This window comes from Botrimarina sp., assembly GCF_040219535.1.
In the GTDB taxonomy this organism is placed as follows: domain Bacteria; phylum Planctomycetota; class Planctomycetia; order Pirellulales; family Lacipirellulaceae; genus Botrimarina.
The window spans coordinates 24172-45038 of sequence record NZ_JAVJSH010000037.1; the positions used below are offsets into that span (position 1 = coordinate 24172).

The 20867-nt window shown below is 72.8% G+C and carries 15 protein-coding genes; 11 read left to right on the plus strand and 4 right to left on the minus strand.

What is annotated here, in order from left to right; all coding sequences use genetic code 11:
* Positions 1-8: 8 nt before the first annotated feature.
* From RIC11_RS20340 to RIC11_RS20350, 3 genes are read right to left on the minus strand one after another with little or no spacing between them, the layout of a single operon-like run.
* Positions 9-1736, minus strand: coding sequence for a hypothetical protein (locus tag RIC11_RS20340; RefSeq protein ID WP_350214234.1), 1728 nt, complete (start codon positions 1734-1736; stop codon positions 9-11).
* Positions 1733-4570 (minus strand): protein kinase domain-containing protein, encoded by a 2838-nt coding sequence (locus tag RIC11_RS20345; protein ID WP_350214235.1) that lies wholly within the window; start codon positions 4568-4570, stop codon positions 1733-1735. Before RIC11_RS20345 ends, RIC11_RS20340 begins: the two co-directional genes overlap by 4 nt.
* On the minus strand, positions 4567-5214 hold the full coding sequence (locus RIC11_RS20350) for a sigma-70 family RNA polymerase sigma factor (protein ID WP_350214236.1): 648 nt from the start codon (positions 5212-5214) through the stop codon (positions 4567-4569). Before RIC11_RS20350 ends, RIC11_RS20345 begins: the two co-directional genes overlap by 4 nt.
* Before the next feature lie 169 nt (positions 5215-5383).
* On the opposite strand from RIC11_RS20350, the gene RIC11_RS20355 reads away from it, so the two are divergent.
* The 11 genes from RIC11_RS20355 (at position 5384) to RIC11_RS20405 (ending at position 18920) form a co-directional block, all read left to right on the plus strand.
* The gene (locus tag RIC11_RS20355) at positions 5384-6202 is read left to right on the plus strand and encodes an Fpg/Nei family DNA glycosylase (RefSeq protein ID WP_350214237.1); all 819 of its coding nucleotides are present in this window, start codon (positions 5384-5386) and stop codon (positions 6200-6202) included.
* A gap of 4 nt (positions 6203-6206) precedes the next feature.
* Positions 6207-6458 carry a DUF3253 domain-containing protein gene (locus RIC11_RS20360; protein WP_350214238.1) on the plus strand — a complete coding sequence of 84 codons (252 nt, stop codon included), beginning with the start codon at positions 6207-6209 and terminating at the stop codon, positions 6456-6458.
* Positions 6459-6508: 50 nt separating this feature from the next.
* The gene (locus tag RIC11_RS20365) at positions 6509-11431 is read left to right on the plus strand and encodes an Lhr family ATP-dependent helicase (protein ID WP_350214239.1); all 4923 of its coding nucleotides are present in this window, start codon (positions 6509-6511) and stop codon (positions 11429-11431) included.
* 165 nt (positions 11432-11596) lie between these two features.
* Positions 11597-12382 carry a hypothetical protein gene (locus tag RIC11_RS20370; protein ID WP_350214240.1) on the plus strand — a complete coding sequence of 262 codons (786 nt, stop codon included), beginning with the start codon at positions 11597-11599 and terminating at the stop codon, positions 12380-12382.
* A 9-nt stretch (positions 12383-12391) separates the two neighbouring features.
* Positions 12392-13276, plus strand: a complete 885-nt coding sequence (locus RIC11_RS20375; RefSeq protein WP_350214241.1) for a CpaE/TadZ family protein — start codon at positions 12392-12394, stop codon at positions 13274-13276.
* A gap of 54 nt (positions 13277-13330) precedes the next feature.
* Positions 13331-14164 carry an ExeA family protein gene (locus tag RIC11_RS20380; protein ID WP_350214242.1) on the plus strand — a complete coding sequence of 278 codons (834 nt, stop codon included), beginning with the start codon at positions 13331-13333 and terminating at the stop codon, positions 14162-14164.
* A gap of 206 nt (positions 14165-14370) precedes the next feature.
* On the plus strand, positions 14371-15063 hold the full coding sequence (gene larB, locus RIC11_RS20385) for a nickel pincer cofactor biosynthesis protein LarB (RefSeq protein WP_350214243.1): 693 nt from the start codon (positions 14371-14373) through the stop codon (positions 15061-15063).
* Positions 15060-15935, plus strand: a complete 876-nt coding sequence (locus RIC11_RS20390) for an NAD(P)H-hydrate dehydratase (RefSeq protein WP_350214244.1) — start codon at positions 15060-15062, stop codon at positions 15933-15935. Before larB ends, RIC11_RS20390 begins: the two co-directional genes overlap by 4 nt.
* Positions 15936-15985: 50 nt before the next feature.
* Positions 15986-16942 (plus strand): bifunctional riboflavin kinase/FAD synthetase, encoded by a 957-nt coding sequence (locus tag RIC11_RS20395; protein WP_350214245.1) that lies wholly within the window; start codon positions 15986-15988, stop codon positions 16940-16942.
* 104 nt (positions 16943-17046) lie between these two features.
* Complete coding sequence (locus tag RIC11_RS20400; RefSeq protein WP_350214246.1) at positions 17047-18036, plus strand: DHH family phosphoesterase; 990 nt, start codon at positions 17047-17049, stop codon at positions 18034-18036.
* A gap of 140 nt (positions 18037-18176) precedes the next feature.
* The gene (locus RIC11_RS20405) at positions 18177-18920 is read left to right on the plus strand and encodes a hypothetical protein (protein ID WP_350214247.1); all 744 of its coding nucleotides are present in this window, start codon (positions 18177-18179) and stop codon (positions 18918-18920) included.
* A 117-nt stretch (positions 18921-19037) separates the two neighbouring features.
* On the opposite strand, the gene RIC11_RS20410 is transcribed toward RIC11_RS20405, so the two are convergent.
* A complete protein-coding gene (locus RIC11_RS20410; RefSeq protein ID WP_350214293.1) occupies positions 19038-20687 on the minus strand; it encodes a glycine--tRNA ligase in 1650 nt (549 codons plus the stop codon).
* Between the last annotated feature and the right edge of the window lie 180 nt (positions 20688-20867).

Genomic DNA, 20867 nt, shown 5'->3' on the forward strand with positions numbered 1-20867 from the left:
CGAACGCGTCAGGCCGAATCACGCCGTGACGGCGAATCGGCCGCTCCGGCGCGCCACTCGGGGGCGCGGCGGGAGGGTTGTCGCGACGGCAAGGGTCGCTCGACGCAGGGGGCACTGCCCGGGGTTTCGGCCCGCCGCAGCCCCCAAACCACCGCGCCGCCGAAGAGGGTCGAGAGCGCGTACGCCCAGATCGACTGGCGCGGCTCGGTGACCCGCGCGGCGGCCGCATCGGGCGGGACAGTCGGCTCGGTCGGCTCGGCGTCGAGCGTCGGGGACGCCGCGTCGGCCGCCGCGGCCCGCTCGCCCTCGGCCTCCGACGCGGCGTCGGCGACGCCGCCCGTCGGCGACCCTGCGACGCCCGTCGCGTTGACCACCTGCCGCAGCGCCACGGGCCGCGCCCAGGGGTCGATCGCGAGCGCGGCGTCGCGGGCGGCGAGGGCCGGGTCGCGTTGGGCGTGGGCCGCGGCCTGTTCGGCGCTGACCACTTGGTACGGCGCGAGCGGCTCGTCGGCGGTCGCGAGCAGCAAGCCGAGGTCGATCTCGCCCTCGGTCCGTTGCTGTTCGGCCGGCGCGCGCCCGTCGGCCAGCTGCCCTTCGGGCTGCTGCTCGTCGGCGGGCTCTCCGGCGGCGAGCCGCTGGCGCCGGCGCGACGCGGTCGATTGGGCCGCCCGGTCAGTGGTGTCGGAGTCGGAGTCGGCGTCAGGGAGTTCGAAACCGTCGACCTGGCTGCTCCGGTCCGAGTCGGTGGCGTTGCCGATCGCGTCGGGCTCAAGGGCCGACGGCGGGACCACGACCGCCTCGGCCCCGCCGCGGTCCGGCGGCGCGGGCGTCGTGGGGCCGACCAGCGGCGAGTCGACCTCCACGTTGACCGTGCCGGCGCCGGGCGTCTCGCTGGTGAAGATCGGTCCGGACGGCCCGACGAAGTCGGTAGCGGGGGACCCCGGCGCGGGGTACGCGGTCCCGCGGTCGGACGAGCCGCCAACGATCGCCGCCACGCCGTGGCGGGCCTGCGGCGCCAGGTCCGCTTGGGGCAAGCCGGTCAGCGGGAGCGACTCGGCCTGCCGCGGCTCGAGCGGCGTGCTCACCGCCGGGTCGGTTTCGCCGTCGTCGTTCCAAGAGGAAAGCGGCTCGGACGGCTCGCCCGGCGCGTCGGGCGTGAAGTCGTAGTCGGAGAACGGGACGCCGTCGGACGACCAGTCGAACACGCCCCCTACGGCCCCGGCGTATCGCTCCAGGTTCGGGTACGGGTTCAGCTGCCAGTTCGTGACAGCGTCACGCGCCGCCGTCGGGGCGCCGATCACGCTGGGCAAGAGCTCCCCAAGGCCGCCGGCGGCGCCCGAGTTAGGACCGGCCGCAATGCCCGGCACGATCACCACCGGCGCGCCGGACGCGTCGATGACGCTGTTCTGGAAGCCGGCGATCGCGGTGAGGTCCGTGTCGGCGTCGATCGGCGTCCAGCCGCTCAGGGCGTTGGGTCGGAGCAGGCGCAGGCCCGACGCGGAGGCCGACCATGCCGCGGAGTCGACTCCCGCTAGTGCCGACGCGACGCTCACCACCGGGTTGGGGACGGCGCTGGCCGTCAAAGCCGCGGCGCCGTCCGGCTGCGGCAAGATCGCCGAGTCGGGCAAGCCCTCGCCGTGCGCAGCGCTGAGCACCAGGCGCGACTCGCACCGCTCCAGGCGGAGCGAGCGGCCGCGTCGGGCGACGCTTCGGCGGCAGCGGCGGCGGTGGCTCATGGTTGCTGAGGAGGGGGGGTCGACGCGACCGACGACGCCTTTTGGAGCAGGGTGCGTCGCTTGGTCTCGATGGCGGCCGCCTCGTCGAAGCGGTCGAGGCGGTGGAGCACGCGTGCGTAGTTAGTGTAATGCTGCGCGAGCAGGGTTGGCCCCGGCTTATTCAAACTCGCCAGGCGTTTTTCTTCTAGATCAATCGAGCGGGCGAACGCGTCGGCCGCCTCGTCCAGGCGGTCGCTGTCGCGCAACGCGACCCCCAGGTTGTTCCACAACGCGGCGTGGCTGCGGCGGTAGCGGGGCTCGTCGGGGAAGTCGCGGACCAGGCCCGCTAGCGTGCGTTCGGCGAGGCGGAACGCGTCGTCCGACTCGTCGTAGCGGCCCAGCCGCGCCAGGGCCGCCCCGCGGCTCGCCAGGGCGACCGCCAGCTCGCTGCGGTGCCGCGGGACCAGCGGCGACCGCTGGACCAGCCAGGCGAGCTCGTCGGCGGCCTGGGCGTACGCCGATTCGGCCCGTTGCGGGTTCGATCGGTCGTTCGCCACCGCGCCCCGGCAGGTGAGCGCCATCGCCAGGTCGGCCCGGTAGGCTTCGACGTCGGGGGCCTCGCGCACCAGGTCGCGGAGCAGCCCGACCGCTTGGTCGGCCGCCTCCGCGGCGCGGCCCGGATCGACGCCCCGCATGCGCTTGGCCAGCGAGCTGTACGCGTTCGCCATGCGGCGAGAGAGGTTCTCGTCGTCCGGCGCGACCCGCTGCGCCCGGGCCAACAGCGTGATGGCTTCCTGCAGGCCGGCGGCGCCGGCGGGGCTCTGGTCGGCCGCCAAGACCGCTTGGTCGGCGACCGCGGCGGCGAGGTCGGCGATCCGCTCGGCGTCGTCGGGCGACTCGGCGAGCAAGCCGCGCCACAACTCGACCGATCGGGCGATGGCGTCGCGCGCGGGGTCGGCCTGGCCCTCCGAGCCCAGCAGCAGCGCGTGGTTGTGCAGGCAACGGGCCAGCCACCACGCGGCGTCGGTGTCGTCGGCGTCGTCGCGGAGGGCCTGCTCGAGGGCGACCGCGGACCGCTCGTAGAGTCGGTTCGCATGGTCGCGGCGGCCGAGCCGCTCGGCGACGGCGGCCGCCCGGACGCGCACCCGCGCGGCGTCGGCGTCGCCGTCGTGGTCGGCCTGGTCGCCCGACTTCCGGAGGAACTTCTCGTAGTAGGCGAGCGTGTCGACCAACGCTTTGGCGCGGATCGCCTCGCTGCCGGGCAGCGGCGCCAAGCGGTCGGTCAACTCGACCCCGAAGTGGTGGAGCAGGTCGCGCGCCTCTTCGGCGAGCGACTCGGAAAGCTGACGCTGCGAACCGAGCTCCGCCAACGCCTGCTCCGCCCGCCCGCGCGCTTGGTTGACGACCACCAACGCGGCGAGCGACACGACCGCCACCAGCGCCGACGCAACCGCCGCGGTGGCCACCATCCGCCGGCGGCGCCGCATCCACTTGCCCACCCGGTCCGCCACGCCCGGCGGGCGGGCGATCGTCGGGAGGCCCTCGAGGTACCGCCGCAGGTCGTCGCGCAGGTCGCCGGCCGACGCGTAGCGGGCGTCGCGGTCCTTCTCCATCGCCTTCATGACGATGTTCTCGAGGTCCGCGGGGAGGGCCGGGTTGAGCTTGCGTGGGGGGGTCGGGTCGGTCCGCTCGAGTCGGTCCAGCAGCCGCCGCCGGTCGTTGCCCCCGTGGGCCGGCCGCAGCGTGAGCAGCTCGTACAGCGTGGCGCCCAGCGCGTACACGTCGGTCCGCCCGTCGACCTGGTCGGCGCGGCCGCGGGCTTGCTCGGGGCTCATGTAGCGGAGCGTGCCGACGACGTCGCCCGTCGCGGTGACGCCCAGGTCGGTCTGCATCCGCGCCAGACCGAAGTCGGCCACCCAGACCTTGCCGCGGGTGTCGATCAGCAGGTTGGAGGGCTTGATGTCGCGGTGCACCACGCCCAGCTCGTGCGCGTGCTGCAGCGCGTCGGCCGCGTCGGCCGCCATCCGCGCGGCGGCCCGGAAGTAACTCGAAGAGCGGTTGTTCGGCCCCAGGGTCGGGGCCGCGGTGGGGGATTCGCCCTGGCTGGGCGCGCTGCGGCGTGCGGCCTTGCCGCTGGCGGGCGTGGCGGGGGGAGCGTCGCCGAGGGCCTGGGTCGTCGCGTTCGGCGACGCGCTCGGCGCGGCGCCGGCGCCGCCGCGGAGCTCGGCGATCGCCTCGGCGAGGGAGCGTCCCTCGATGTGCTGCATCGCGTAGAAGTGGACGCCCCGTTCTTGGCCGATCGCGAACACCGGGACGATGTTCGTGTGGTGCAGGCCGGCGGCCGCTTGGGCCTCGTTGCGGAAGCGGGCGATCTGCCGCTGGTCCAGCACCGCCGCGAACGGCAGGACCTTCAGCGCGACGCGCCGCCGGAGCGACTGCTCCTCGGCCTCGTACACCACGCCCATCCCGCCCCGGCCGATCTCACGGATCAGCCGGTAGTCGCCGATCGTGGCCGGCGCGCCGTGGGGCGTCTCGGCCGGCAGGTCGAAGCCGTCGGTGGCGCTCAGATCGCCCGCCGCCGGGGCGCCCGGCGCCTGCTTGGCCGCCTGCACGGCGTCGTGGATGGCGCGCACCCCCTTGAGGCACTCCAGGAGCTCCTCGCCCAGCTCGGGGCGCCGGCGGGCGTAGGCTTCGACCGGCTCGGCGTCGCCACGCTCCAGCGCCGCAACGTACTCGTCGAGGGCCGCGATGAGCCGCTCGTCGTGCGCGCCGGGCGGCCGGTCGCCGAGGCTGGCGAAAGAACGGGTCGCGTCGAGCAGCGCGCTGCGCGAGTCGTTTGGTGGGGTTGGGCTCATGACGAAGCTCCTTCTCCGTACAGGCTGCGCAGCCGCTTCACGCTCCGCAGCCACAGCATGCGAACCGCCCCGGACGTGCGGCCCATCCTCTCGGCGATGGCTGTGAAGTCGAGCCCCTCGTGGTGGCGGAGCCGGAGCACCTCGCGGTAGTCCTCGGGCAGCTCGGCGAGCAGCTCAGCGAGGGTCTGCGCGTCTTCGCGGCGGTGCATCGAGGCCGACGGGCTGTCGCCGCCGTGCGGCAAAAGCGACGCCATCCCCGCGACCGAGCGGTCGCCCCCCTCGTTCGCGCGGTCGATCGAAACCTCCCGGCGCACGTCGCGCTTGGCCGCTTTGACGTGCTGCTCCACCGCACGCAGCAGGTTGTTCATCAAGATCCGCCGCAGCCAGCCGAGGAACTCCTCGGGCGTGGCGCCGCGGAAGGCGGGGAAGTCGCGGTGGGCCTCGTAGAAGGTCTCCTGGACCACGTCGGACGAGCTGACGCGGGTCCGCAGCCGGTCGTCGAGCTGCGACGCCACGACCAGCTTCAAGTAGTTGGCGTGCAGCTGCATCAGCTTGCCCAAGGAAGCCTCGGAACCTTGCCGGGCTTCGGCGAGCAAATCAGCGGCGAGCGATCCCGATTGACTCATCCGGCTGCGGCAAAGCATAGACAGAGGCTCCGCCCGTACAGGGCTGGATTCCCAGTGTAACTGTCACGCCGGTTTTCACATCCGAATCGCTGCGGTTGTCGATAAAGCGTTGCTGGCAATGGTGTTACGCGGTGGCTGGCGCCCGCGTCCCTCCCCCTCTCACCCCTCACCCCTCACCCCTCTCCGTATGCCCGAAGGCCATACCCTGCACCGCGTCGCCCGCGACCACGGACGGCTGTTCGTCGGCGCGCCGCTGGTTGCTAGCAGCCCGCAGGGGCGGTTCGCCGACGACGCGCGGCGGCTCTCGGGGCGGGAGGTCGACCGCGTCGAGGCGTTCGGCAAGCACCTCTTCTACCACTGGGCGCCGAAGGGACGCTCCAAGCGATCGGACGTGCTCCACATCCACCTCGGCCTGTACGGCAAGTTCCGCCTGCACAGGACCCGCAACCAGGGGGCGTGGCCTGAGCCGCGCGGCGCGGTGCGGCTGCGGATCGAAGGGGAGCGAGCCGCGTTCGACCTCAACGGACCCAACCGCTGCGAGCTGCTCGACCCGGAGGGCTACCAGCGGCAACTGGGCCGCCTGGGCCCCGACCCGCTCCGTCCCGACGCCGACCCGGAGCGCGCCTGGCGCCGCATCAGCCGCAGCCGCGCGCCGATCGGCGCGTTGCTGATGAACCAAGAGGTGCTCGCCGGCGTGGGGAACATCTACCGCTGCGAGGCGCTGCACTTGCTCGGCATCCACCCGGAGCGGGCCGGCCGCGAGGTCGACCGCGCAGAGTTCGACGCCCTCTGGGCGAGCCTCGCCGAGCTGATGGCCGTCGGCGTGAAGCACAACCGGATCATCATCGCCGACCCGGCCGACGTCGGGAAACCACGCGGCCGGATGACACGCGACGAGCGTTTGCGGGTCTACAAGAAGCCTCACTGCCCCGACTGCGGCGGGGCGATTCAGCAGTGGGAGCTGGCCGCCAGGAAGGTCTTCGCGTGCCCCGAATGCCAGGAGTAGTTGCTTGGACCAGCGCGAAGCGATCGAGCGAGCGATCTTCGACCTGCTCGCCCAGCGCGGCGCGCGGAAGACCATCTGCCCGTCCGAAGCGGCGCGCCGCGTGCGGCCCGCCGACTGGCGGCCGCTGATGGAAGCAACCCGCCGGGTAGCGACCGACCTGGCCGACGCAGGGCGGCTGGAGGTCACCCAGCGGGGCCAAGTCGTCGACCCGCGCAAAGCGAAGGGACCGATCCGGCTGCGGCTGGCCGAGCGATAAAGCCCGAAGGCTTCCCTCCTCGGCTCCTCTGTGCTCTCTGTGCCTTTGTGGTGAACAAACAAACAATTGCCGCCGCGCTCACCGCGTTCCACGAGCCGACCCGCACGTGGTTCGCCGAGGCGTTCTCCGGCCCCACCAAAGCGCAGCGCTCCGCGTGGCCGGAGATCGCGTCGGGCAAGAGCACGCTGCTGCTGGCGCCGACCGGCTCGGGCAAGACGCTCGCCGCGTTCCTGGCGTCGCTCGACAAACTGATGTTTGCTCCGAGGGCTGATGCCCTCGGCTCCGGAGTCGGAGCTCCGCACACGGCCGTACCCAAACGAAGCGCCAACCGGAGCCGAGGGCATAAGCCCTCGGAGCGCCAGCGCAAGAAAGCCAAGAACCACGTGCGGGTCCTCTACATCAGCCCGCTCAAGGCGCTCGGCGTCGATATCGACCGCAACCTCCGCGCGCCGATCGCTGGCATGCGCGCGGTCGCGGGTCGTTTGGGGTGCGACTACCACGAGCCCTCGGTCGCGATCCGCACCGGCGACACGGACCAGCGCGAGCGGCAGCGGATCCTCCGCGACCCGCCGGACGTGCTGATCACCACGCCCGAGTCGCTCTACCTGATGCTCACGAGCCGCGCGAGCGAGATCCTCGAGCGGGTCGAGACGGTCATCGTCGACGAGATCCACGTGATGGTCCCGACCAAGCGCGGCGCCCACCTGTTCCTGACGCTCGAGCGTCTGGAGCAACTGCGAAAAGAAGCGGCCGGCGGCGACTGCCCACCGCTGCAGCGGATCGGCCTGTCGGCCACGCAGCGGCCGCTGGAAGAGATCGCCCGGCTGCTCGGAGGCGCCGAGGCCACGGCCGACCCGGACACGCCGGTCCGGCCGCGGCCGGTCGAGATCGTCGACGCGAGCGAGCCGAAGCGGTTCCAACTGCGCGTCGAGATGCCGGTCGAGGAGCTCGCCAAGGAGCTGGTCGAGAGGCACAAGCCGCTCGGCGGCAGCGTCGGCGGCGCCGACGACGCGTGGCCCGGCTTGGCGGCCGATTCCGAAGCCCTGCACGAGCTCAACGGCTTAGAAGGTCCCCCGGTTCCGGCCGAGGAGACCTTCCAGCCCCCCGAAGCCTTCGGCAACACGGCGATGGGCCCCTCCTCGCCGAGCATCTGGCCGGCGATCCACCCGCGGCTCTTGGAGCTGATCCGCGCGCACCGCTCGACGATGATCTTCGTCAACAGCCGTCGCCTCGCGGAGCGGCTGGCCGCGGCGATCAACGAGCTGGCCAACGAAGAGGCCGAGGCCGCCCGCGCCGAAGCCGACGAGCCGGACGCGAACGGCGCCCCGCGCGAGCAGCACACGCCGATCGAGGTCTGCCTCGCCCACCACGGCAGCATCAGCAAGGAGGCCCGCGCCGACATCGAGGACCGCCTGAAGCGCGGCCTGTTGCCGGCGATCGTCGCCACGAGTTCTTTGGAACTGGGCATCGACATGGGCGCGGTCGACCTGGTGATCCAGATCGAGGCCCCGCCGACGATCGCGTCGGGCATCCAGCGGATCGGCCGCTCGGGTCGCGGCGTCGATCTGCTGTCCAACGGCGTCATCTTCCCGAAGTACCGCGGCGACCTGTTGGCTTGCGCCGGCGCGACGGGGCGGATGCTCAAGGGGCACGTGGAGGAGACCTTCTACCCGCGGAACCCGCTCGACCTGCTCGCGCAGCAGCTCGTGGCGATCGTCACCCGCGACAACATGCCGGTCGACGAGCTGTACGCCACGGTGCGTGGCGCCGCGCCGTACGCCGACCTGCCGCGCGGCTCGTTCGACGGCGTGCTCGACTTGCTCTCCGGCCGGTACCCGTCCGACGAGTTCGCCGAGCTGCGGCCGCGGCTCACGTGGGACCGCGTCGCGGGGACGATCTCGCCGCGCAAAGGCTCGCAGCGGATCGCCATCCTCAACGGCGGCACGATCCCCGACCGCGGCCTGTACGGCGTGTTCCTCGTGGGCGACGGGCCGGACGGGGCCGGCGGGAGCCGCGTGGGCGAACTCGACGAGGAGATGGTCTTCGAGACCCACCCGGGCGATGTCTTCCTGCTGGGGGCGAGCAGCTGGCGGGTGCTGGACATCACCAAGGACAAGGTCCTGGTCGCCCCCGCGCCCGGCGAGCCGGGCAAGATGCCCTTCTGGCGCGGCGAGGGGCCGGGCCGGCCGCTGGAGTTCGGCAAGGCGATCGGCGAGCTGGCCCGCGAGCTCACGCACGGTCTCCGGTCCGACGGCGAAGAGGCGGTCGCCGCCCGGCTGACCGACCGCCACGCGCTCGACGCCGGCGCGGCCGGCACGCTCCTGCGTTACCTGGAGGACCAAGCCGACGCGACCGGCGAGCCGCCGTCCGACCGGTCGATCATCATCGAGTCGTTCCTCGACGAGATCGGCGACTGGCGGATCTGCGTGCTCTCGCCGTTCGGCACGCGGGTGCACGCGCCGTGGGCGATGGCGGTCGCCGCGCGGCTGCGCGAGGAGGAGCTCGGCGAGGTCGACTACTCGTGGACCGACGACGGCATGATCTTCCGCCTGCCCGAGTCGCCCCAGCCGCCGCCGGCCGAGCTGTTCCTGCCGAAGGCCGAGGAGGTCGAAGACCGGGTCACCTCGCAGCTCGGCTCCACGGCGATGTTCGCCGCGCGGTTCCGGGAGAACGCGGCCCGGGCGCTGCTGTTGCCCAAACGCCAACCGGGCCGCCGCCAACCGTTGTGGATGCAGCGCCGGCGGGCGGCCGACCTGCTGGCGGTCGCTTCGCGCTACCCGAGCTTCCCGATCTTGCTCGAGACGTACCGCGAGTGCCTGCGCGACGTGTTCGACCTGCCGGGGCTCGTGTCGCTGCTGCGCGACATCGAGAAGCGCGTCGTGCGTGTCGAGACGGTCGAGTCGCAGCAACCGTCGCCGTTCGCGTCGTCGCTGCTGTTCAACTACGTCGGAAACTTCATCTACGAGGGCGATGCTCCGCTCGCCGAGCGCCGCGCGCAGGCGCTCGCGCTGGACCACGCTCAGCTGCGCGAGCTGCTCGGCGGGGCCGAGCTGCGCGAGCTGCTCGACGGCGAGGTCATCGACCAGCTCGGCCTCGAACTGCAGAAGCTGGCCGACCCGTACTGCCGCCACGCCGACGCCGCGCACGACCTGTTGCTTTCGCTGGGCGACCTCACGGCCGAAGAACTCTTCGCCCGCTGCGACCGCGAGGCGGTCACGCACGCGGACGCCGACGCTTGGCTCGACGAGCTGGTCGACGCCCGCCGCGCGATCCAGGTGCGGATCGGCGGCGAGCTCCGCTACGCGGCCACCGAAGACGCCGCGCGGCTGCGCGACGCGCTCGGCGTGAACCCGCCGCCGGGGCTGCCGGGCGCGTTCCTCGAGCAAGTAGCCGACCCGCTCGGCGACCTGGTCTCCCGCTATGCCCGCACGCACGCCCCGTTCCCCGCGGCCGATGCGGCGCGGCGGCTCGGGCTTGGCGAGGCCGTCGTGCGTGGCGCGCTGGAGCGGCTGCGCGACGCGGGGCGCGTGGTCGAAGGAGAGTTCGTACCCGGCCGGCGCGGCCGCGAGTGGTGCGACGTGTCCGTCCTGCGGACGATCAAGCGCCGCTCGCTCGCCAAACTCCGCAAGCAGGTCGAGGCCGTGCCGGCCGAGGCGCTCGCCCGGTTCTTGCCGGTGTGGCAGGGCGTCGCCCAACCTCGCAAGAGGCTCGACGGCGTGCTCGATGCGATCGAGCAGCTCCAAGGCGCGCCGCTCCCCGCTAGCGACCTCGAGAAAGAAATCCTCCCGTCACGGGTCAAGGAATACGGCCCCGGCTTGCTCGACGAGCTGATGCTCGCCGGCGAGGTCGTGTGGCAGGGCGTCGACAGCCTCGGGCAGAACGACGGCCGGATCGCCCTCTACCTGACCGACCAGTTCCCGCTGATCGGCCGCCTGCCCGGCCCGCTCGCCGGCGACGAGGACGCGCTGGAGCGACAGGTCCGCGAGCTGCTCGCCGAGCGCGGCGCACTGTTCTTCGACGAGGTCGCTCGCTCTACCGGCGAGTTCCCCAACGACGTGCTCGCCGCCCTCTGGCGCCTGGTGTGGCGCGGCGAAGCGACGAACGACACGCTGGCGCCGCTCCGCGCGCTGATCGCCCAGGCCGGCGGCGAATCGCGCGAAGCGGTCGGCGCGGCCACGCGGCGGGGGCGGCGGCAGGGGTTCCGCTCGCGCCGCCGCACGAGGCTGCCGGGCGCCGACGGGCGGTGGTCGCTCTTGGAGCGCTTCCACGGCGGCGTCACGCCGACCGAGCGCCTGGCCGCGCTCGCCGCGCAGCTCGTCGAGCGGCACGGCGTGCTCACCCGCGACCAGATCGCGCGCGAGCAGATCGAGGGGGGCTTCTCGGCCGTCTACCCCGTGCTCAAGGCCATGGAGGAGTCCGGCAAGGTCCGCCGCGGCTACTTCGTCGACGGCCAAGGGGGCGCGCAATTCGCCGCCGGCGGCGCCGACGAGCTGCTCCGCGCCCGCTCCCGCGACGACGAGCCGCCAACCCACGTGCTGGCCGCCACCGACCCGGCCAACCCGTACGGCGTCGCGCTCGCGTGGCCCCCCTCGGGCGACCCGGGCGAGGAATCGGGACGGCCTCAGCGGGCGGCCGGGTGCCGGGTGGTGCTGTGCGACGGCGCGCTGCTGGGCTACCTCAACAAGACCGGCCAGTCGCTGCTGACCTTCCTCCCCGAAGCCGAGCCGGAACGCTCCAAGCAAGCCGCCCGCTTGGCCGCCGCGCTCGCTCGCCGGGCGCGCGAGCAGCGGTCGATCCTGCTGACGAAGGTCGACGGCGGGTCGGCGATCGCTTCGGCCATAGCCGGGCCGCTCACGAAGGCGGGCTTCGTCGCCACGACGCGCGGCCTGCTCTGCCGGAGCGGCTTCATGTCGGGCAAGCCGACCGCGCGGCGGCCGGTGCGCGGCAACCTGTCGGCTTCTGCCGACGGCTGAGGCGGTCCGTGTAGCGGACTCGCTCGGGGCTTGCTAGCGGCGCCGGCGTGATTGGTGCGATCCGATCAATCCTCAAGGTCGCGCCGACCGGACCCGATCAAAAGAGAGAGGACGCGCCGCCCGCGGTGCGCCCTACCCGCCACCGCCGTGTGCTGGACGCCCGCCATGACCGAGCCGTACGTTTCCTTCGACACCCTGACTGTCGGCGCCGAGTACGACGCGGCCGTCCGCTCGGCCGGCCCGGCTGCCGCGGGCGCGGCGCCGGTCTTGGCGCGGCTGCCGCGTGTGGAGCCCCAGCCGAAGGCGCCCCCGATCCATCGCTGCGACGACCCCGAGCCGGAGCCGCCCGCGTCGCACCTGGGCGTGCCGCCGCAGCCGGCGGCCGCGCCGCCGGCCGACACGGCCGCAGCGAACAACAAGTTCGCGTCGATCCGGATCGACGCCGGCGCTCCGCCCACGGCCGACGGAGCGCCCGCGCAGCCGTCCGCCGCTCCGCCGATTGCCGCGTCGCCAACGCTTTCCCAGCCGGCCGAGTCGGTCGAGGCCAGCCAAGCCGCCGGGGGATGGCTGCTCGACCTCGAAGCGACGATCCAGCCGTATTCTCGGTGGATCGCTCTGGCGGCGGTGATCGCCGCGTTGGGGCTGACCGCCGTGTTGCTGCAGAGCGGTCCGGAGCCGGTCATCGCGCCGGCCGGCGCGCCGCAGGTCGATATCGGGCCGACGAGCCATTCGCTCGTCGAGATCGGGCCCGGCGAGAACACCGCGCCCCGGGCCGCCGCCCGGCCGACCGCGCCGGTCGCCCCGACCACGCTGGCCGGGTCGCCGCCGCCGCCGTCGTCGAGCGGTCCGCCGTCGGCCTACCCGGCCACCGCCCGGCCGGAGCTCACGCATCCTTTCGCCCCGGCGGCCGAAGTCGCCGAGGCGCCCGACGCTTCGATCCAACTCCGCTAGGCCTGAGCGATGTCCACCACCGATCGCGCGTTCATCGCGGCGTTCCAACAGTCCGAGGCCGCGTGGCCAGCGGCCGCGCAGCCCGCGTCGAGCGAGCCACGCCGGCGCCTCGACGCGGCGGTCACCAGCGGCCTAGGCGGCCCGCGCTCGGCCGCGGCCGACAAGCCGCCCGCCGGCGAGAAGGCGCCGCTGTCGGAGCACCTGGCCCGGCGCCGCGCCGCGACCCACGCGCCGGCGGTCGACACGCCGCTCCGCGCCGGGGTGGAGGTTCATACGCTCGTCTGGCCGGCGATCGTCGACAACCTGATCGCGTCGGCGCGCAAGGAGCTTCTCGAGCTGGTCGCCAGCGCGACCCGCCAGGGTCAGGCGTCGGAGTCGCCGGTCGTCACGATGGTCGCCGCGCGGCAGGGCGTGGGCTGCACGACCACCCTCTTGGCGATCGCCCGCTTGCTGGCGAAGGTCGGCGGCCGGGTGGCGATCATCGATGCGGGCCGAGGCGGCGCCGCCGCGCAGTTGGGGGTCCGCCGCGCCGCCCCGCTGCCTTCCTCGGCGACCGCAGAGGTCGTCGACGACAACCTCGTGGTCAGCCGCGAGTGCTCGACCTGTTTGCTCGCGGCCGGCGTCAACGAACCGGGGGCGTTCGCCGTGGCGGCGATCGACCGGCTCGCGGCGACGCACGACCTGGTGCTGGTCGACGGCGGCCTGGCCGAGTCGATCAACGCTTGGACCACGATCGCCGCGTCGCACGCCGGCGCGGCCACGCTGCTGGTCGACGCGGCCGGCGACCAGGCCGCCCGCCGCGCCGCGGTGGAGTGGCTCGCCGCCGCCGACGCGGCGCCGCTGGGCGTGGTGGAAACGCTCATCGACGCACCGACCACGGCCGCCGCCCCCTAAACAACGCGCCGGCTCATCCCGACCCACCCAGACCGTCTCTTAGGCGCCCGCCCGATGTACTTGGAATACTGGCAGCTCGCCGCGAAGCCGTTCGAGCCGATGCCCGCCGACACGGCCTTCTATTACCCGGGCGAGTCGGCCGAGGGGGCGCTCTCGAAGCTGCTGTACGCGGTCCGCGAGGGGCGCGGCGCGGCCGCGCTCGCCGGCCCCAGCGGCGTGGGCAAGACCCTGCTGGTCAACCGCCTCACGCGCCAACTGGGCGCCGAAGAAGAGCCCGCCACGGTCATCCACTTGGTCTTCCCCGAGATGAGCAGCCGCGACCTGCTCGCCTACCTGGCCGAGCGCCTGGGCGCCCCGGCGACCGACTCTCACGCGCCGGGCTCGATCGAAGAATCGGTCCGCCGTTTGGAAGCGCTCGCCGACGCGAACGCGGGGCGCAAGCAGCGTCCGGTAGTGGTCATCGACGAGGCCCACCTGCTGGAAGACTGCGGCGCGCTAGAGACGCTGCGCCTCGTGACGAACTTCCGCTCGGGCGGCAAGCCGGCGTTCACGCTGCTGCTGGTCGGGCAGATGGGGCTGCTGTCGGCCGTTGGCCGCCGGCCCACGCTCGACGAGCGCCTCGACGTGAAGACGCTCCTCCGCGGCTTCACCGCCGAGGAGACCGGCGCGTACATCCGCCATCGGTTGTTGGCCGCCGGCGCGGAGCGCGAGCTGTTCACCGGCGAGGGCCTCCAGCAAGCCTTCGCGCTGACCGGCGGCTACGCGCGGCGGATCGACCGGCTGTGCGACCTGGCGTTGGTCGTGGGCTTCGCGGAACGCAAGCCAGAGATCGGCGCGGCGGAGCTCGAGTCGGTCCACCGCGAACTGGTCGCCCTCGGCGCCCCTTAGGCCCGGCTCGCGGGGCCGCCGAGTCGTCACGAGCGCCAGGGCACCTGCAGGGCTCGGGCGATCGACGCGGGGGGGTCGGCGCTGGGGTTCGCCCCGCTTCGCTCGCCCGCGGCTAGCGCCGGCGGCTCGGTTCTCTCGGCGACCCCCGGGGTTTCGCGCGCGTCGGTCCGTGACGCGTGCGGCTGTGAGCGACTACACTCGCTCGTATGCAAGAGCCGCTCAGCCAACCGCTCGCCGACGGCGCCGTGACGCTCGACGCCGACCGCCGCCGCCGCTGTGGTTATCCGGAGGTGGTCTACGGCGAGGGCAAATCCGCCGAGACGATCGCCGAGATCCTCGCCGCGCAGCTCGCCCGCGGCGAGCAGGGCCTCGCCACGCGTGTCGCCGCGGACGCGGCCGAGCGGATCGCGCTGCGGCTCCCCTCGGCCCGCTACAACGCGCTGGCGCGGACCGTGCGGGTCGCACCCGAGGGGTCGCACCCCGTCGAGCGGCGCGGCCTGGTCGCCGTCGTGACGGCCGGCACGACCGACCTGCCGGTCGCCGAAGAGGCGGCCGAAACACTCGACTGGATGGGCGCCGCGGTCACGCGCGTTAACGACGTCGGCGTCGCCGGCCCGCACCGCCTGCGCGAGCGCCTGGCGGACTTCGAGTCGGCCGACGCGGTGGTGGTCGTCGCGGGGATGGAGGGCGCCTTGCCGAGCGTGCTGGGCGGCTATGTCGCTTGCCCGGTGATCGCCGTGCCGACGAGCGTCGGTTACGGCGCGAACCTCGGCGGGATGGCCGCGTTGCTCTCGATGCTCAACAGCTGCGCGTCGAACGTGGCCGTGGTCAACATCGACGCGGGCTTCAAAGGGGGCTACCTGGCCGGGATCATCGCCGCGAGGGCGGCCGCTCGATGACCGACGAGACCGACACCCCGCTCCCCAGGCCACCCGCTCGCGACGCGCACTCGCACAAGGGGAGCTACGGCCGCGTGCTCGTGGCGGGGGGATCGCTCGGCATGGCCGGCGCCCCCGCGATGGCCGCGCTGGCGTGCCTGCGGAGCGGCTCCGGGCTGGTCAGCCTCGCCACGCCGCGCTGCGTGCAGGCGACCGCGGCCGCGTTCTGCCCGGCCTTGATGACCCACGCGCTGGAGGACTACGCAGGACGATTCGCCGCGACCGCCGGCGAAGCCCTCCGGCGCCTGCTGGCCGACGCCGACGCGGGCGCGGTGGGGCCGGGCGTCGGCCGCGACGACGTGCTCACGGACCTGCTCGTCCGGCTCTACCGAGAGGCCGATCGGCCGCTGGTGGTCGACGCCGACGGGCTGAACGCCCTCTCACAAAGCCCCGGCGCCCTCACCGAGCCCGGCGGACCGCGGGTCCTGACGCCCCACCCGGGCGAGTTCGCGCGGCTGTACGGCGAGCCCCTCAACGACCCGTCCGACGACCCCGAGCGCCGCGAAAAAGCGGCCGAGCTCGCGCGGCGCGATCCGACGGGCGAGACCGTGGTGGTGCTCAAAGGCGCGCGGACGGTTGTGACCGACGGCCGCCGTTTCGCGGTCAACCCGACAGGAAACCCCGGCATGGCGACCGGCGGCACGGGCGACGTGCTGACGGGCGTCGTGGCGTCGCTCCTGGGGCAGGGGCTCGAGCCGTTTGAGGCGGCCCGCTTGGGCGCCTACGTGCACGGCTTGGCGGGCGACCTCGCCGCGGAGAAGCTGGGGCAGATCGGCATGATCGCCACCGACGTGATCGACTGCCTGCCCGACGCCTGGCGGCAGGCGCAATAGACCGCAGCGGGGCGACCCCCAGCGGCGCCCCCTCCGAGCCAAGTCCGCTCTTGCAGATCCACCGACAAGCCGCCGACCTGCCCGCCGACGCACGCGGGGGCGCCGTGTCGATCGGCAACTTCGACGGCGTGCACCGCGGCCACGCGCGGCTCGTCGAGCGGCTGAGGGCCCGCGCCGACGAGGTCGGCGGGCCGGCGGTGGTGTTCACGTTCGACCCCCACCCCGTGCGCCTGCTGCGGCCGGCCGAGTGCCCGCCGCCGCTCACGTGGCTCGAGCGGAAGGCGGAGCTGCTCGCCGGGCTTGGCGTCGACCACGTGGTCGCGTACCCGACCGACGAGGCGCTGCTGCGGCTTTCGGCGCGCGACTTCTTCACGCTCTTGCTCCGCGACACGCTCGCCGCCCGGGCGCTGGTCGAAGGCCCCAATTTCTTCTTTGGCCACAACCGCGAAGGCGACGTCCAGTTGCTCGAGCACCTGGCCCACGAAGCCGGCATGTCGCTCGACGTGGTCGAGCCCTCCTCCGACGGCGGCGCGCTGATCTCTAGCTCGCGGATCCGTCGGTTGATCGGCCACGAGGGCCAGGTCGCCGCCGCCGCGGGCATGCTCACCGCCCCGTACCGAATCCGCGGGATCGTCACCCACGGCGCGGGCCGCGGCGCGGCCCTCGGCTTCCCCACGGCGAACCTCGAGGGCGTCGACACCCTTCTCCCCGCGCACGGCGTGTACGCCGGCGTGGGGCGCGCGATGGGACGCACCGAACCGGAGGCCCTCTGGCCCGCCGCGATCAACATCGGCCCCAACCCCACGTTCCACGACGCCGCTGCGAAGCTGGAAGTCCACCTGATCGGCTGCCACGAGGCCATCTACGGCCGACCGCTGGAGGTTGACTTCCTCGACCGCCTGCGGGAGGTTCGGACGTTCGATTCCCCTCAAGAGCTCGTTGCGAGGGTGCGTCGCGACGTGGAGGCGGCCGAGCGGATCGGGCGATCGCACTTGGACGCGGGATAGCACGGGACGCCGGATAGCTCGGGAGGACGGATTCATCGGCGCCGGCGCGTCGCGGCGACACGCCCCTCTCCCCGATCGAGCCTCCCGCCGAGAAGACAGCCGCTATGAGCCTCGACTACACGCCGCTGGTCAGCCTGGTCGACGAGTGCGACTCGTTCGTACTCACCAGCCACACCCGCGCCGACTGCGACGCGATCGGCAGCCAGCTCGGCATGCTCTACGCCCTCGAGGCGCGCGGCAAGCGGTGCCGCATCGTCAACGCCGACGCGCCGCCGGCGCACATCCGCTTCCTCGACGCGGAGGGGCGCGTCGAGGTGCTCGGCGAGTCGGCCAGCGTGGCCGACGCCCACGCGGCCGACGCGCACCTGATCCTCGACACCAGCGCGTGGGGCCAGCTCGGCGAGATGGCCGACGTGTTCCGCGACACCCCCGCCCGCCGCTTGGTGCTGGACCACCACCAGAGCAGCGACGACCTGGGCGCCACGATGCTCAAGGACCCCGCCGCCGAGGCGACCGGCCGGCTGGTCCTCGGCGCGATCGACGCGCTGGGCGTCGAGCTGACCGAGAAGATGGCCGTGCCGCTCTTCACGGCGATCGCCACCGACACCGGCTGGTTCCGCTTCCCGTCGGTCTCGCCCGCCACGTTCACCGCGATCGCCCGCCTGGTGGCCGCCGGCGTGCGGCCCGCCGCCATCTTCCAGCGGCTCTACGACCGCAACACGGCCGCCCGCGTGCGGCTGCACGGCCGGGTGATGGAGAGCCTGCGGCTGGAGGTCGACGGCCGCTTCGCCGTGGGCACGGCGACCCTCGGCGACTTCGACCAGACCGGCGCCGACCAGGCCGACACGGAGGATGTGGTGAACCGGCTCTTGAGCGTCGAGGGAGTCGAGGTCGCGGCCCTCTTCGCCGCGATGGAGCCGGGGCTCACGAAGGTCAGCCTCCGCAGCCGCACCGCGGTCGACGTGCGGCCCGTGGCCGAGCACTTCGGCGGCGGCGGCCACGCCAAGGCGGCCGGCGTGCGCTACCGCGGGTCGGTCGACGAGGCCCGTGCGGCCGTGCTGGCGGTGGTGGCGAAGCAGCTCGCCGCGGGCTGAGCGCGTCGGCGTAATCCGCGCAGGCGTTAAAGTCGCGCGGCGGCCGGGTCCGAAGTTATCCGATGACCCTGCCGTCCGCTCCGCGCCGCGACCGCGCCGCCAGACCGACGGGGCCGCCTGCCTCACCGAGCCACCCGCCCATGTGGTGCCGCCACTGCCAGCAACAGACGCCCGCCCTCGGCCCGCCCAGCGCCGTCGGGCCGCGCTGCGGCCGCTGCGGCCGGACCACGCCGACCGAACCCGCGGCGGCCACCGCCGCGACGGCCCCCTCGCCGCTTGACGACGCCGACGAGGCCCGCCGCGCGATCTACCGCTCGCTCCGTTCGGCGCACGCGACGCTCTCGGCCGGCGAAGCTGCCCGCACGCTGCGCTACGACCTACCCGAAACGCCGCTCGCCGAGGCCTACCACCAGCGGCGGCCCTCGCCCGACCGGCGGCCGCCCCGCCACGCCACGGCCTCGCGCCCGAGCGTCGCGCCGCCGGCGCCCCGGGGCCAACTGCCGGCGTGGCTGAGCGCCACGCTCGGCGCGGCGGCGCTGGGCGTGGGCGTCGGGGTCGGCGCGTGGTCGCTGCTGGGCGCGCGGCCCGACCTGTGGGACCTTGCCCTTGCGCTCACGCTGGGCGGCCAAGGCCTGATGATCCTCGGCTTGGTGCAGCTGCTGGCGTCGCTCTCCCGGGCGGCCCGCCACGCCACGGTGAAGCTGGCCCAGGTGCACGACGAGCTCCGCCGGCTGCGGCGCCTGGCCGACGAATCGGCCGGCCGCCACCACGCCAGCGCGGCCGGCTTCTACGCCGACCTCGCCCGCGACGCCCCGCCGGAGCGCCTGCTAGGCAACCTGCGAGGCCAGCTCGACCGCTTGGCCTCGCGGCTGCGCGCCGGCTAGCCAACGAGGATTAGCCACTGATGAACACAGATAAACACGGATGCGTTTTGGCGCGCGGGCTCTGCCCCGCCAGACGACATCCGTGTCCATCAGCGTTCATCTGCGGCCAATACGAAATCACGGCCCGGTGACCCGGCGCTCGATCTCTTCGACCACGTCGTCCAGCTTGATACGCACCTGCTCGAGCGAGTCACGGTCGCGGAGGGTGACCGTGCCGTGCTGGACGGTCTCGCCGTCGACGGTCAGGCAGTAGGGCGTGCCGGCCTCGTCTTGGCGGCGGTAGCGGCGGCCCACGGCGCCCTTCTCGTCGTAGAACGCGGGGAACTTCTTCTTCAGCGCGCGGTAGAGGTCCTTGGCGATCTCGGGCATGCCGTCCTTCTTCACCAGCGGGAACACGGCCGCCTTGATCGGCGCGACCCTCGGGTGGAACTTCATGACGACACGCGTCTGCTCCTTGCCCTTGTCGTCCGGCGCGGTGTCCTCGGTGTAGGCCTCGCACAAGAGGGCAAGTGTGCCCCGGTCGGCGCCCGCGGAGGGCTCGATCACGTGCGGGGTGAACCGCTCGTTGGTGACGTCGTCCCGGTACGTGAGGTCGCGGCCGGAGCCCTTGTGCAGCGGCTTGCCGTCCTCGCCGAGCTGTACGGTGAGCGGGTTGGAGTTCGGGTCGAGCTTCCCCTCCATGTGGCTACGCAGGTCGAAGTCGCCGCGGTGGGCGATCCCCTCGAGCTCGCCGTACTCGCCCTCGGGCAAGAACGGGAACGCGTACTCGATGTCGGCCGTGCCGGTCGAGTAGTGCGACAGCTCGTCCGCATCGTGGTCCCGCAGGATCAGCCGCTCGCCGGCGAGCCCCAAATCCTGCCACCACTTCATCCGCCGGTCGCGCCAGTACTTGTACCACGCCTGCGACTGGCTCGGGTGGCAGAAGAACTCGATCTCCATCTGCTCGAACTCGCGCGAGCGGAACGTGAAATTCCGCGGCGTGATCTCGTTGCGGAAGCTCTTGCCGATCTGCGCGATGCCGACGGGCACCTTCACGCGGCTCGAGTCGATCACGTTCTTGAAGTTGACGAAGATCCCCTGCGCGGTCTCGGGGCGGAGGAAGACCTTGTTTTTCTCGTCCTGAATAGCCCCCGCGTAGCTTTCGAACATCAAGTTGAACGGCCGCGGTTCGCCGAAGGTTCCGGGCTTCGTCGCTTCGGGCGCCAATGCTTTGTCGAAATCCGCTGTATCTACGGTGTCTAGCGTCACGACAGGTCCGTCCCACTTGAGGCTTTCCCTGTCCTTCGCACGCACCTTAAGCAGTTTGAGGGCTCGTTTCTCCAGCTCCTCCGCTTCGTTTTCCGCGACTGTCGTGATCAGGTATCTCGTCGGCTGAGACGCGTATTGATTGTCAGAACCGGGAATTTGCATCCCAGTTCCGTCCACCCAACGGCATCGCACCTGGTCGTAGCGGTACCGCTTTTTTGATTCTTTGCACTCGACAAGCATGTCCGCGAACAAGTCGAAGTGCCCCGAGCACTTCCACACCTGCGGGTGCATGATGATCGTGCAGTCGAGGCCCGTCATGTCGTACGCGCTGGGGGCGCCGGGCGGGGCGTCTAGGTCGTCGTGGGCGGTGACCATGTCGCGCCACCACGCGTCCTTGACGTTGCGCTTCAGCTCCACGCCCAGCGGGCCGTAGTCCCAGAAGCCGTTCAGCCCGCCGTAGATCTCGCTCGACTGAAAGAGAAAGCCGCGGCGGCGGCAGAGCGAAACCAGCTTCTCCATTTCCATGGCAGGCTGCAGGCTGTAGGCGGGAGGCGGGAGGGTCGTCGGGGCAGGAAGTCTAGCTCATGGCCCGGTCCGGCCTGTAGGGCCGGGGCCGGAAGCCGGCAGGCGGAAAGGGGCAGGCGGCAGAGAGGACAGGTCCGACGCACGAACCCTCCCGTCTTCCGGCCTCCAGCCTCC